This window comes from Bradyrhizobium sp. B025 (genome assembly GCF_042257955.1).
Taxonomy (GTDB): Bacteria; Pseudomonadota; Alphaproteobacteria; order Rhizobiales; family Xanthobacteraceae; genus Bradyrhizobium; species Bradyrhizobium diazoefficiens.
The window spans coordinates 3712829-3725463 of record NZ_CP170150.1 but is presented as its reverse complement, the minus strand read 5'-3'; the positions used below and the strand labels follow the sequence as shown (position 1 = coordinate 3725463).

General features: G+C 65.2%; 11 protein-coding genes. 2 read left to right on the top strand and 9 right to left on the bottom strand.

All coding sequences use genetic code 11. The annotated features are described in order from the left end of the window. Positions 1-1842 (top strand): glutaminase A, encoded by a 1842-nt coding sequence (glsA, locus tag ACE10W_RS16990; protein ID WP_304552787.1) that lies wholly within the window; start codon positions 1-3, stop codon positions 1840-1842. A gap of 16 nt (positions 1843-1858) precedes the next feature. Here the strand turns inward: glsA and ACE10W_RS16985 are convergent, their stop codons facing one another. From ACE10W_RS16985 to ACE10W_RS16965, 5 genes are all read right to left on the bottom strand, one after another. Then, positions 1859-2161: a nucleoside triphosphate pyrophosphohydrolase family protein gene (locus ACE10W_RS16985; protein ID WP_027543134.1), complete on the bottom strand. Its 303-nt coding sequence runs from the start codon at positions 2159-2161 to the stop codon at positions 1859-1861. A gap of 26 nt (positions 2162-2187) precedes the next feature. Next, on the bottom strand, positions 2188-2715 hold the full coding sequence (locus ACE10W_RS16980; RefSeq protein WP_028170970.1) for a carboxymuconolactone decarboxylase family protein: 528 nt from the start codon (positions 2713-2715) through the stop codon (positions 2188-2190). Positions 2716-2814: 99 nt separating this feature from the next. Continuing rightward, positions 2815-5046, bottom strand: coding sequence for a N,N-dimethylformamidase beta subunit family domain-containing protein (locus ACE10W_RS16975; protein ID WP_304552786.1), 2232 nt, complete (start codon positions 5044-5046; stop codon positions 2815-2817). Positions 5047-5059: 13 nt separating this feature from the next. Continuing rightward, on the bottom strand, positions 5060-6664 hold the full coding sequence (locus ACE10W_RS16970) for an ABC transporter substrate-binding protein (protein WP_304552784.1): 1605 nt from the start codon (positions 6662-6664) through the stop codon (positions 5060-5062). A 20-nt stretch (positions 6665-6684) separates the two neighbouring features. Further along, positions 6685-8091, bottom strand: coding sequence for an aspartate aminotransferase family protein (locus ACE10W_RS16965; RefSeq protein ID WP_370204394.1), 1407 nt, complete (start codon positions 8089-8091; stop codon positions 6685-6687). 112 nt (positions 8092-8203) lie between these two features. On the opposite strand from ACE10W_RS16965, the gene ACE10W_RS16960 reads away from it, so the two are divergent. After that, the gene (locus tag ACE10W_RS16960) at positions 8204-8962 is read left to right on the top strand and encodes a FadR/GntR family transcriptional regulator (protein ID WP_304552780.1); all 759 of its coding nucleotides are present in this window, start codon (positions 8204-8206) and stop codon (positions 8960-8962) included. Between the two features lie 456 nt (positions 8963-9418). Here the strand turns inward: ACE10W_RS16960 and ACE10W_RS16955 are convergent, their stop codons facing one another. The 4 genes from ACE10W_RS16955 to ACE10W_RS16940 all read right to left on the bottom strand — a co-directional run bounded on the left by ACE10W_RS16955 (position 9419) and on the right by ACE10W_RS16940 (position 12605). Beyond that, positions 9419-9778 carry a Zn-ribbon domain-containing OB-fold protein gene (locus ACE10W_RS16955; RefSeq protein ID WP_304552778.1) on the bottom strand — a complete coding sequence of 120 codons (360 nt, stop codon included), beginning with the start codon at positions 9776-9778 and terminating at the stop codon, positions 9419-9421. Beyond that, on the bottom strand, positions 9775-10911 hold the full coding sequence (locus tag ACE10W_RS16950; protein WP_304552776.1) for a thiolase family protein: 1137 nt from the start codon (positions 10909-10911) through the stop codon (positions 9775-9777). Before ACE10W_RS16950 ends, ACE10W_RS16955 begins: the two co-directional genes overlap by 4 nt. A 169-nt stretch (positions 10912-11080) precedes the next feature. Continuing rightward, positions 11081-12280: a CaiB/BaiF CoA-transferase family protein gene (locus ACE10W_RS16945; protein WP_304552775.1), complete on the bottom strand. Its 1200-nt coding sequence runs from the start codon at positions 12278-12280 to the stop codon at positions 11081-11083. 118 nt (positions 12281-12398) lie between these two features. Further along, positions 12399-12605 (bottom strand): hypothetical protein, encoded by a 207-nt coding sequence (locus tag ACE10W_RS16940; protein WP_011086702.1) that lies wholly within the window; start codon positions 12603-12605, stop codon positions 12399-12401. Between the last annotated feature and the right edge of the window lie 30 nt (positions 12606-12635).

The window sequence follows — 12635 nt, the reverse complement described above, 5'->3', positions numbered from 1 at the left end:
ATGACACCGCCGCCCGCCTCCGCCTGGACCCGCTCGAAGCCGCCCTTGCTGCGGTTTCTCGACACCTGCCTCAACGAATTCTCCGCCGAAACGTCCGGCGCGGTGGCCGACTACATTCCGGAGCTGGGCAAGGCCGACCCTGCCTATTTTGGCATCAGCCTCGCCACGCTGGACGGCCATGTCTACGAGGTCGGCGACTCCAGGGTGCCCTTCACCATCCAGTCGATGTCAAAGCCGTTCGTGTTCGCGCTGGCGCTGGATCTTTTGGGCGCCGGCCGCGTCGAGAGCGCGATCGGCGTCGAGCCGTCGGGCGATCCCTTCAACTCGATCCGGCTCAATTCCGACAACCACCCGTTCAACCCGATGGTCAATGCCGGCGCGATCGCCTGCACCGGACTGATCTACGACAGCAAGGGCGCGGACGCCTTCGAGCAGATCCGCCTTGCGCTCAGCCGCTTCGCCGGGCGCGATCTCGCCGTGGACGAGGCCGTCTACAGCTCGGAGAGCCAGACCGGCGACCGCAACCGCGCCATCGGCTATCTCCTGAAGACCAATGCGGTGATCTCGGACAACGTCGCCGCCGTGCTCGACGTCTATTTCCGACAATGCGCGGTGCTGGTCACGGCGCGCGACATCGCGGTGATGGCGGCAACGCTCGCCAATCGCGGCATCAATCCGGTGACCGGCGAGCAGGTGATGAGCGCTTACGCGATCTCGCGCACGCTGTCGGTGATGACGTCTTCCGGCATGTACGACTATGCCGGCGAATGGATCTACCGCATCGGCATTCCCGCCAAGAGCGGCGTCGGCGGCGGCATTCTGGCGGCGCTGCCTGCCCGGCTCGGGCTCGGCAGCTATTCGCCGAAACTCGACAAGCACGGCAACAGCGTACGCGGCATCAAGGTCTGCGAGGCCCTGTCCTCGCATTACGACCTGCACATGCTCAACCGCAGCGACGACGCGCGCAACGCCGTCATCGCCGACTACGACATCGGCAAGAGCCCGTCGCGGCGCGTGCGACGCGCGCAGGAGCGCGAGATCCTGGCCGCGCACGAGCAGGAGGTGCGGATCATCGAGCTGGTCGGCACGCTGTCGCTGTCGGCGGTCGACTACGTGTCGCGGCGGCTCGCGGGCCGGCCACGGCCGCAATTCGTGATCTTCGACCTTCACCGCGTCACCTCCACCACGCGCGCCGGCGCGCGGCTCGTGGCCGAGGCTTTCGAGGAGCTCGCCGCGCTGAACGTCACGGTGGTGCTATCGGGCGTCAGGCGTGCCTCGAAGGAGTGGAATACCCTGCGAGAGTGGACCGCGGAGCTGAAGAACGTCCGCGACTTCTACCTGCTCGACACCGCGATCGAATGGGCCGAAGACCAGATCGTCTACCGCTATGGCGGTTCGATCGATTTCCACGAAACCACCGAGCTTGCCGAGCAGCCGCTGCTGGAAGGTCTCAGCGCGGACGAGCTGGCGGAGCTCGGCGCGATCTGCACCATCAGGACCTATCAGTCCGGCGCAAAAATCCTCACGACAGGCGAACCCGCCGATGCCCTGTTCTTCCTGCGCAGCGGCGCGGTGCATGTCACGCTGCCCGACGGCGTGCGGCTGGCGACGCTCACTGCCGGCATGGCGTTCGGCGAGATGGCGCTGCTGGAGCAGACCCGCTCGGCCGACGTGTTCGCCGACATGGCGGCGACGGCCTTCGAAGCCCCGCTGAAGGATTTCGAGCGCTTCCGCGAGCAGCATCCGCGCGCCTCCGAGCGGATCATGCGTAACCTGGCGCAGCTGCTCGCCGATCGCCTGATTGTGGCCAATGCCAAGGTGGACATCCTGACGTCGACCTGAGCGGCGCCGGTATGGCTTATCGGCTTGCCGCCTCGCTGATCCGCCGCCTGATCTTGGCGGCGCTGGCCTTGAGCAATTCGGATGGCTGCTGGCCGGTCGCGGCGCACAGGCAGGCCCAGTAGTAGATGACATCGCCGAGCTCTTCGACGAGACCCGCCTTGTCGAGCCAGTCATCGCGCAGCAGCTTCTTGATGTGGTCGGCGACCTCGCCCGATTCACCGGCGAGGCCGAGCCCGAGATAGGACAGCCGCTCGTTCGACGGATGCTCGTCGACTTTCGCAACGCTTGCGGCCCAGGCCGCATATTCATCGATCGTCATCGGCATCCCTCGCCCCGGCTTTCGGATCAGCCCACCACTTCCGTGACCGGCTGAAGATCGATCTCGAACGTCTCCAGGAATTTCGACGTCATGATGTAGAAGCCGACCGAGAGCTGCAGCTCGACCAGCGCGGCCGGCGTCAGCTTCGATGCGATCGCCTTGAAGGTCGCGTCCGTCGGCTTGTTCAGCTTGACGATCTCGTCGGTGAAGGCGAGCGCGGCGCGTTGCACCTCATTGAAGCAGCTCGCGGCCTGCCAGTTCTCGAGCGCCTCGTTCTGCTCGTCGGTGACGCCGACATTCTTGCCGATGCGCTTGTGGGCGACGATCTCGTACGGCGCCTCGCACAGGATGCCGGTGCGCGTGATGGCGAGCTCGCGCACGATCGGATCAAGCTCGCCCTTGTGGCGGATGGCGCCGCCGAGCCGGCAATACTGCTCAAAATAGCTCGGCGAATGCGACATCATCCGGAAGATGTTGGCGTGGCGGTTCTTGTCGAGGATTTCGCGGGTGCGATCGGACGCCTTGGACGGGTCGCTGTAGTTGATACGGGCCATCAGTCACCTTGGGTCTTGGTCTTGTTGTCGTTTTTTCGGAGTTCCCAAGACTAATCTTGCGCTGACGCAAGCGCAACATCATCGCGCATCGCGTCATCGCTACGCGGTTGACGCTTTCGGCGCCTGGAACGGCGTGGAATCGGCAAAGCGGCGGACGATATTGGTCACCAGCAGGGCCGCCACGTTGTTGTAGCCGTCCACCGGCAACGCGCCGATGAAATTCATCGAGCCGACGGAAAAGACCGCGCCGCCATTCGGCGTCTCGAAGAAGGTCAGGTCGGAACGGATGATCTCCTCGCGCGACGCCGGCCAGGTGTGGTCGTAGCGCTCTTCATTGACCGGCTGATAGGTCGGATCGGTAAGCACAGCCCGGCCGATGATGATCGCATGATGCGGCGTGCCGAGGCGCGTGTCGGCGCGGTCGAGCTCGTGGCCTGCGGCGCCACCGCCCATGAAGCCGCGCTCGCCGAGCTTGGCGCCCGGCCTTGCCAGATCCTCGATGCCCTCGCGCATGAATGCGACGCGGGGATCGAGAATGCCGTCGAGGAAGGTGTAGGGGAAGCCCATGTACTCCCCTTGCGTACTGAAGCCGACGCCGACCAGCGCCTGCGGCGGGCGGCCGAGCCGTCGCCAGAGGCCGCCATAGGAGCCGTCGAAAGCATGATAGCTCTCGCCGGGGAGCGTTTCCCAGAGCCGGATGCCGCCCTCGGCGCGTCGCAGCTCGAAAGCCCAGGTACCCGTCGCGTGCGGCACCACTTTCCAGTAGAAGCCGTTGCCGCCGAGATACATGAAGCGGCCGCCATTGCCGATATAGGCACCGAGCGCATCGAGCGTCTCGTGCGTGTGGTACTCCGGATGCTGGCCGGTCAGAACCACGGAATATTTCGACAGCAGATCGACGCCTTCGGCATGGACGTCGTGATCGGTGATGACTTCGAAATCGATGCCCTTGCGGGTCAGAAGATCGGTGATGGCGCTGTCGGCGGAGATCCAGTACAGGCCGGAACCGTAGTCGCTGGGATCGACGAGGTGGATCTGGTTCACGCGCTTGTCGATCAGCGGCCGGCGCATGGTCGACATCACCACGCCGCTGCCGTCCGAATGGAAGTTGTAGGGCGACACGCCGTATTCGGGATGGCCGTCCGGCGCCTGCGCCAGCGCGCCCCAGGCCAGTGACCGCTCCGTGATCAGGGCTTGCCTGCCCTTCTTCTGATACTGACTATAGACCGTGTAACTGAAGGTCGGGGCGAGGAATGCCACCTTGGCCTGCGATCCCGGTATGCGGGCGCGGACATAGAAGACGATGTTGTCGCGCGCGCCGTCCTTTTCCAGGTGCAGCGCATAGACGCCGCTCTTCCAGTCGTCCGGCACGGTGAAGGTCAGCGACGGCTGCCAGCCGGAATCGCCGATATCGTCGTCGTGGAAATGGATCGCGCCCCAGAGCTTCGGCTCCTCTGTCCAGCGATGCGTCACGCCGCCTGTCCAGCGCGATCCCGTCATCGCGCGCGTCGGCAAATTGATGCAAACGCCGTGCGCCCTGGAAGGACCGATATCGGTCGCAATGTCGGTCGGAATGCCGATGGAAAAATCCCATTCGGCGACGGCCGGGGCCGCGGCTCCAGACCCTTGCACGGCGATGACGCCCTCAAGGCCCGCACCGCCATCGGTGATGCGCGGCCGTTCGATCTTGCCGTTGAAATGGTGGACTGCGCCTTGCCCTGCGCGCTCCGCCGCAATCGCGACGGCCCCCATGCCGGCCAACGCGGTGCGCGGCGCGCCCAGCGTTTTCGTCGCGCGCTCGTCGCGGTCGAGCCTGATCTTGCGGGGGGCCTGTGCGATCGCCAGCGATCCGGTCACCGGGTCGAACAGACACGCGATATCGTGCCACGCCCGCTCGGTGAGCGCGATGCCGGTCTCGACCTCGAATGTTGTCTCGCCAACGAAAAGCCGCGCAAAAGCGCCCGCCTTGCCGACGCCAAGCGTCAGCGCGCCGCTGGCGCCCGCCCAGTTCAGCACGGCCTGCCTGCCCGCGGCGAGCAGGGTCGGCCAGACGGTCGCGGCAAAGGCGATCGGACCTGTCGGCAACGTCAGTGCTGATACATCGACCCAAGAGCCTTTGGCGATGGTCTGCTCGATGCCATCGTGCTGGCCTTCGAGATCCCACTTGACTGGAATCTCGCGATAGCCGGGCCCCTTCGGGTTCGGGTCGCCACAGATCACGCGCGCGATCCGCGCCGAGTAGCGGCCGCCGCCCTTGACCGCGATCATGAAGTTGATGGCGTCGCCGGAGCGCACGCTCCAGCGGTCCGCATAGCCGGTGATCGGAAGCATCGAAAATCCCTCTTCAGGCCCCGCGCACGTTCCAGAACAACGGCAGGCCCTTGAGCATGCCCGTCAGGCTCTTCTTGTAAGCGGTCGGCTGATAGAAGACACCAAGCGGAACATAGGGAACGTCGATAAAGCACTGCTTCTGCATCTCGACGCCGATCCTGGCCTGCGCGGCGGCATCGGGAGCGGCGAACCAGGCATCCCGCAGCTGTTCCAGCTTCTCGCTCTTCGCCCAGCCGAACGTCGCCTTGTCACCGCTGCCGCGGATGAAGTTATGCGCCGACGGATTCAGCTGCGTGACACCCGCGGAATAGGTGCAGAAGGCGCTGTATCCGCCCTTGTCCGGCGTCTCGCGGTTGCCCATGCGCCGCAGCATCGAGCCCCAGTCCATCGCCGCGTAGTCGAGATTGAAACCGAGCTTGCGGAACAGATCAGCCGCGACTTCGCTCATCTGCCCGATCACAGGGAAATCGCCCGGCGCCATCAGCAGCACTTTCTCGCCCTTGTAGCCGGCGTCCTTGATCGCCTTGGCCGCGGCGGCGATATCCCGAGGGCCGGTCAGCGCTTCCATGCCGGCATCGTTCGCCATGTTGCCGCCGGGCGCGAAGAAGCCGATTTTGTCCCGCCAGAGACTGCTGTCCTCTCCCGCGACTGCGGACATGAATTCCTTCTGGCTGATGGCGGAGAGCACCGCGCGGCGGATGGCCGGGTTGTCGAAGGGCGGCTGCGTGTGGTTGAAACGCAGCACGCCGACATTGCCTATCGGGTCGAGCAGCTCGACATTCAGCGCCTTGTTGCCCTTCAGCTTCGGCAACAGGTCGACGATGGGCTGATCCCACCAGTCGATCTCACCCTGCTGAAGTGCGGCCGCCGCCGTCGCGGGATCCGGGATGACCTGCCACTCGACCCGGTCGAAATGCGCGACCTTCGGACCGGCGAGCAGGCTCGGCGTCCCCTCGGGGCGCGGCACATAGCCGTCGAAACGCGTGTAGACCAGACGCGCGCCGGGCACGTGCTGATCGGCCTGGAACTTGAACGGACCGGAGCCGATCAGCTCCTTGACCGGCGTGACGCTGTCCGTCTGTGCAAGACGCTCCGGCATGATAAAGGCAACGATGGCGCCCACTTTGCCGAGCGCTTCCGCCAGCAGCGGAAACGGCGACTTGAGACGCCAGCGCACGGTCTTGTCATCAGGCGCCGAGACCTCGTCGACCAGGTTGAAGAGCGAATTGCCGAACGCATCGCGCGAGGCCCAGCGTTTCAGGCTGGCCACCACGTCGCGTCCACGCACGGGCTCACCGTCGTGGAATTTCAAGCCATCCCGCAACGTCATCGTCCAGAGCTTGCCGTCGTTCTCGACGGTATGGCCGGCGACCATCTGCGGCTGAACCTGGAATTTCTCATCCACGCCGTAGAGAGTATCCCAGATCAGGAAACCGTGGTTCCGGTTGACCAGGCCGGTGGTGATCATCGGATCGAGAATTGCGGCATCGGCCTGCGGCACGAAGCGCAGCACGCGCGAGGCTTGCGCGCGGGCCAGCCGCGGCATCGGCAAAGTCGAGCCCAAGGCGACGCCGAGACCGGCGCCCAGTGTGGATCGGAGCAGGTCTCGACGGCGCATGCTATGGTCTCCTCAACGGGTTACGCGGATGGACGTTTCTCGGCAAGCTTCGCTTCGGCGCTGAACAAGGTCCGCCCGAAAAGGTCGAGCGCCTCGTCAACCCCGGCTTCGTCGATGATCAGCGGCGGACAGAACCCGATCGTGTCGCCCATCGCGCGGATGATCAGGCCGTTCTCGATCGCGAGCGCGTCGAACATCGCGCCGACCTTCAGCGCGGGATCGAAGGCCTGCCGCGTCGCGGGGTCGGCGACCAGCTCGACCCCGATCATCAATCCCTCGCCGCGCACCTGCCCGACGATGCGCGAATCCCGCGCGATCTGCTCCAGCCCGGCGCGGAGCCGGCTGCCCATGCGGCGAACATGCGGCACCACATCCATCTCGTGATAGATATTCAGCGTTTCGAGCGCGATGGCCGCGCCGACCGGGTGTCCGGAATTCGTGAAACCGTGGCCGAACAGCTCGCCGCCCTTGTTCATCTCGCTGAGTGCATCCCGGATCGGACGTCCCAGCAACACCGCGGACATCGGGAAGTAGGACGAGGTGATGCCCTTGGCGAGCGCCACCATGTCCGGCTTCATGCCGACCGTCTGGCAGCCGAACCAGTTGCCGGTGCGGCCGAAGCCGCAGACCACCTCGTCGCCAAGCACCAGGATGTCGTGACGGCGCAGCACCGCCTCGATCGCAGCGAAATATCCCTTGGGCGGCACGACGATGCCACCGCCGGCGTTGATCGGCTCGGCGATGAAGGCGGCGATCGTATCAGGTCCCTCGGCCATGATCAGCGCTTCGAGATCGGCGGCAAGGCGATCGACGAACGCCGCCTCGCTCTCGCCCGGCCTGGTGCCGCGATAGGCATCCGGGCAATGCGTGTGCAGGAAACCGTCGAGCGGGAGGCCGAATTCACGATGCATGCGCGGCAGGCCGCACATCGAGGCCGCAACGATCGTCGAGCCATGGAAACCGCGATCGCGGGCGATGATCTTCCGCTTCCCGGGCTTGCCACGAACCGCGTGATACACCCAGGCAAGCTTCACCATCGTCTCGGTGGCTTCCGAGCCTGAGGTGGCGAAATAAGCCTGCGCATCCGGGATCGGCGAGATCTCGACCAGCTTCTCGGCGAGCTCGATCGTGTTATCCGGCGTCTTGTGATTGAAGCTGTGATAGAAGCCGAACTTGTCGTAGGCCGCCGCCGCTGCGGCCTTGAGGCGCTTCTCGGAAAAGCCGAGCGAGGTGCACCAGAGCCCGGCCATCGCTTCCAGATAACGCTTGCCGCTCGCGTCATAGACATGGACGCCCTCGCCGCGCGCCATGATCAGCGGTCCGATTTCTGCATGACGCTGTGGGTTGGTCTGCGAGTGCAGATGGAACGCGATGTCGCGCGCCTCGGCTGAATTGGGCTTGCTGTCGAACACGCGCGCAGCCTCCATCGTTCCACCGACGGAGCATTCCCAACCCCGGTCGCGCGAAACTGGTCAGTCCAAATTGGTCTGACCAGCTTGGCTTTCGTGCGGCAGCTTGTCAAACTCAAATAAAGAGCTGATGAGCACGAAGATGTTGCACGATCCCCCGTCCAAGCCCGAACGCAGCTTCGAGATCGTCGCCCGGCGCATTGCTGCGATGATCCAGGCGAGTTACCGGATCGGCCAGCGCCTGCCGGCAGAGCGCGATCTCGCGAAGACCTTTGGCGTGTCGCGGCCGACGGTGCGCGAGGCCATCCTGTCGCTGGCGATGGCCGGCATGCTGAAGGTGCGCAGCAACAGCGGCGTCTATGTGATCAGTCGTCAGGAAGCACCCGACGTGCATGTGCTCGAAGGTTTTGGGCCGTTCGAGAATCTGGAAGCGCGCCAGCTCATCGAGCCGCAGATCGCCGCGATCGCGGCGCAGCGCGGCACCGAAGCCACCTTCGCGCAGCTCGCCGAAGCGCTCGCCATGATGCGCTGGGAACATGCGCAGGGGCGCGAGGCCGACACGTCGGATCACCGTTTCCACATGGTGCTGGCCGAGGCGACGGGGAACGGCGCGCTGGTGCAGATCAGCGACTCGCTGTGGCGCGCGCAAACCGAGTCCGGCATCTGGCAGGAAATTCACAACCACATGCAGATGGAGGACTATCGTCCCATGTGGCGCAGGGATCACGAGGCCATCTTCGAAGCCGTTCAAGCGAGGAACCCACGCAAGGCGAGCCTCGCCATGACGCGTCACCTCACCAACATCAGGGATGCGCTGATGGAGGCTTCGAATGCCAGATCGATGGCCACGACCAAGGCGCCCGCGAATCCTCCCAAGAAGGCCAGATGAAACTTTTTGCGGTTGAAGCAAGTTTTCGCAAACCCTGTGCTGCGCGACCGCAAGAGCAACATCATCGAGTCAAAATGCCGCCGCATTGCTGATCGACCTTGGCACAGTCGATATTCGCCGCGTGGGGACAAATCGCGGCGGATACTCGCAAGGGGTGTTCCGAGTAAAAACAATTGGCCGTCGGGTGCGCTAGCCGCGCAACGATGAGTCACGCCCAAGTCTAGGGAGAAAAGGCATGAAGGAAGCCACCAAGGGGGCGGCCTCGGGAGCGCTCGCGCATATGCTGGCGGTGACGGCGATGCTCGTCATCGCCAGCATCTTGTTCTACGGGCGCTAGTAAGAGTTGTAAGCGTTGTAAGAGTTTTCGTCGTTCCGGGGTGGCCCTCGCACAGGCCAGGCCCAGAATACCCGTTCCAGGCTCGGTCTTCCGGACCGCCCCCGAATGACGAAATCCCGCTATTTGCTTTTGGTGAAGAACGGCACGAGCTTCCCGGCGAACGGCTTGAAGCTCGCATTGACCTCGTCGCCGATGGCGAGGTCGGTCTCGCCGTGGGCCATCATGCGAAAACCCTCGGCACAATCGACCAGCAGGATGTTGTAGGGCACGTGCGCGCGCGTCTCGGGCGTGGCGGCGCGGCAGACCAGCGAGGTCGCGTAGACCCTGCCCTTGCCGCTGGCGCGCTGCTCGGATGGGCCGGACCCACCGCAGGCCGCGCAGAAAGCGCGATGGAAATACTGCACATGACCGCATGCGCCGCAGGTCTGAAAGGTGATGGCCCGTTCGCCCTTGGTCCAGTCGGCTAGACGCTCGCTCATCGCACCCGCTCCAGGAACATGCTGACATGGGACGACAGCACGCCGCCGTCGCCGTGCAGCAGTGCGATCGAGGCATCGCGCACCTGGCGATTCGCCGCGCGCCCCGTCATCTGCAAATGCGCCTCGACCAGATGCGCCATCGCACCGCCGACGCCGCAATGGCCGTAGCTGAGCAGACCGCCATGGGTGTTGAGCGGCATCGCGCCGTCGCGGCCAAAATGGCCTGAGCGTACGCGGGCCGCCGCCTCGCCGCGACCGGCAAGGCCGAGGTCCTCCAGCAGCATCGCGAGCGTGATCGTAAAACTGTCGTAGATCGCGGCGTAGCGCACGTCGGAGATCGCAAGGCCGGTGGCCTCCCTGGCGCGCGCGATCGAGATTTCGGCGCCGAGCTCGCTCAAGCCGGGCGCGGCCGTGACGTGCTGATGGGTGTGGGCCTGGGCGCAGCCGCGGATGCGCACGCCGGCCTCGCCCGTCCGCTCGCGGCTGATGACGAAGGCCGCGCCGCCGTCCGACACCGGGCAACAATCGAGCAGTTTCAACGGCATCGCGACCGGCTTCGAGGCCATGACGTCCGCGACCGTGATGGGATCTCGGAATTGCGCGCCGGGATGGGTGCAGGCGTGGGCCCGCATCAGCACCGCGAATTCAGCAAGGTCCTCTTCGGTCACGCCATATTCGTGCATGTACCTGTTAGCAACGAGGCCATAATAGGCGGGAATGGTCGGGCCGAGCGGCACCTCGTAATCGGGATGGCCGACCTGCGCCAGCGCCTGGATCGAGGCGTCGCGGCTCTGTCCCGTGAGGCGGTTCTCGCCGGCGACGACGAGCACATTGCGCGCGACGCCGGCCTCAACGAGATGATGCGCGAGCATCGTCATCGCCAACCCCGTGGCGCCGCCGACCTGCACGGCATGGGCGTAGCTCGGGCGGATACCAAAGTGCTCGGCGAAGACGGTCGCCAGCATGATGTGCGGCGAGACGGTGGAGTAGCCGCAGAGGACGCCGTCGATCTCGGCACGCTTCAGCCCGGCATCGTCGAGCGCGGCTTGCGCGGCCCTGCTCATCAGGTCGAGCGAGGATGAGCCTTCGTGCTTGCCGTACGGCGTGAGGCCGACGCCGGTGATGAAGCTCATGCTCTCTCCTCCCCGTCATTCCGGGGCGCGCCTTCTTTAGGCGCGAGCTCCGGTGCGCAATTGCGCACCTGAGAATCCCTACTCCCGATGGTGGTTATGGATTCCGGGCTCGCGACTTCGTCGCGCCCCGGAATGACGGATGAGAGGGTTTGCGCCATCGCTTCCTCCTCTACTCCGGCGCGGAGCGCGTCACGCCGTCGCGGACCATGGCTGCGATCTCGTCGGCGGAATAACCGATCTCCTTCAGTATCTCCGCGCCGTGCTCGTTGAGACGCGGCGCAAGCCTGGTGGTCTCGGCCTCGGTCTCCGACCAGCTCGCCGTCACCTTCATGCTGCGGATCGGGCCCTCGGTCGGATGGTTCACGACCGGGAAGAAGCCGGTCGCCTCGAGATGCTCGTCGTGCAGCATCGAGGCAAGGTCGTGCATCGGCATGACCGGCACGTCGGCCTTGGTCAGCAGGTCGATCCATTCGGCTGTCGTGCGCGTCTCGAAGATGCGGGCGAGCTCGGCATAGACGACGTCGATATTGCCGGCGCGGCCGGCGAAGGTCGCGAATTTGGGGTCGGCGCGCAGATCGTCGCGACCCGTCGCCTTGAAGAAGTTCTCCCACTGCTTGTCGTTGTAGACGATGACACTGAGATAGCCGTCCGACGTCTTGTAGGGCCTGCGGTCGCGCGAGAGGTGGCGGGCATAGCCGCCCTTGTCAAGCGGCGGCTCGAAGGTGAGCCCGCCCATGTGGTCGCCCATGACGAAGCCGGCCATGGTCTCGAACATCGGGATGTCGACGCGCTGGCCGCGCCCGGTGCGGTCGCGGTGCACGAGGCTGGCGCAGATCGCGCCGACGGCAGTGAGGCCGACGATGCGGTCGACCAGCGCGTTGGGCACGTAGCGCGGCACGCCGTCGCCCGTCTGCGCCATCAGCGCCGGCAGCGCGGTGGCACCCTGGATCAGATCGTCATAGGCGGGTTTGGCCGCATAGGGCCCGTCCTGGCCGAAGCCGAACACGCCGGCATAGACGAGGCGCGGATTGATCTCCGAGACGACGTCATAGCCGAGCTGGAGCCGCGCCATCGCCTGCGGGCGGACGTTGTAGACGAGAACGTCGGCGTCCCGGAGCAGGCGCAGCACGGCATCGCGCCCCGAAGGCTTCTTCAGATCGAGGCAGATCGAACGCTTGCTGCGGTTGGTGTTGAGAAACACCGGGCCCATGCCGGCGTGGCGCATCGGGCCGATCAGGCGGGTGACGTCGCCGTCCAGCGACTCCACCTTGATCACGTCGGCACCGTAGTCGCCGAGCATCTGGGTCGCATAGGGCCCCATCAGCACGGTGGTCATGTCGACGACCTTGATGCCCTTTAGCGGCCCCATTCGTTCGCTCCCGATTGCGCGGGCTCGGCTCAGCCCGCGATTTCGGTCCAGCTAACGGCAGCGACGCCGCGCGCGCAAGGGCGGCCGGCGTATGGCTGCATGCGTGGTGGCGCGGCCGCTATTTCTTCTCGCGGGATTCCCGGATCTTCAGCAGCCGGTCGAGCTCTTCGTTCTGCTGGCTGATCCGGTCCGCGATGCGCGACTCGTTCTGCTCGCCGGAAGCGGCCGCGGCCTGCTCGATGAGCTGCCTGATATTGTCCTCGAGGATCGCGATGCGATCGTTGAGTGCGTCCATCGACAGCGAGTCTTCGTAGTCATTGCTCATGATGCATTCCCTGCAAATCAATCAAGAGCT

Bases quoted from the DNA above. Each gene is read 5' to 3' on its own strand.
- ACE10W_RS16955 (WP_304552778.1), bottom strand. From the start codon at position 9,778: ATGAGCGAGCGTCTAGCCGACTGGACCAAGGGCGAACGGGCCATCACC.
- ACE10W_RS16980 (WP_028170970.1), bottom strand. From the start codon at position 2,715: ATGGCCCGTATCAACTACAGCGACCCGTCCAAGGCGTCCGATCGCACC.
- ACE10W_RS16975 (WP_304552786.1), bottom strand. From the start codon at position 5,046: ATGCTTCCGATCACCGGCTATGCGGACCGCTGGAGCGTGCGCTCCGGC.
- ACE10W_RS16945 (WP_304552775.1), bottom strand. From the start codon at position 12,280: ATGGGGCCGCTAAAGGGCATCAAGGTCGTCGACATGACCACCGTGCTG.
- glsA (WP_304552787.1), top strand. From the start codon at position 1: ATGACACCGCCGCCCGCCTCCGCCTGGACCCGCTCGAAGCCGCCCTTG.
- ACE10W_RS16985 (WP_027543134.1), bottom strand. From the start codon at position 2,161: ATGACGATCGATGAATATGCGGCCTGGGCCGCAAGCGTTGCGAAAGTC.
- ACE10W_RS16970 (WP_304552784.1), bottom strand. From the start codon at position 6,664: ATGCGCCGTCGAGACCTGCTCCGATCCACACTGGGCGCCGGTCTCGGC.
- ACE10W_RS16965 (WP_370204394.1), bottom strand. From the start codon at position 8,091: ATGGAGGCTGCGCGCGTGTTCGACAGCAAGCCCAATTCAGCCGAGGCG.
- ACE10W_RS16950 (WP_304552776.1), bottom strand. From the start codon at position 10,911: ATGAGCTTCATCACCGGCGTCGGCCTCACGCCGTACGGCAAGCACGAA.
- ACE10W_RS16960 (WP_304552780.1), top strand. From the start codon at position 8,204: ATGAGCACGAAGATGTTGCACGATCCCCCGTCCAAGCCCGAACGCAGC.
- ACE10W_RS16940 (WP_011086702.1), bottom strand. From the start codon at position 12,605: ATGAGCAATGACTACGAAGACTCGCTGTCGATGGACGCACTCAACGAT.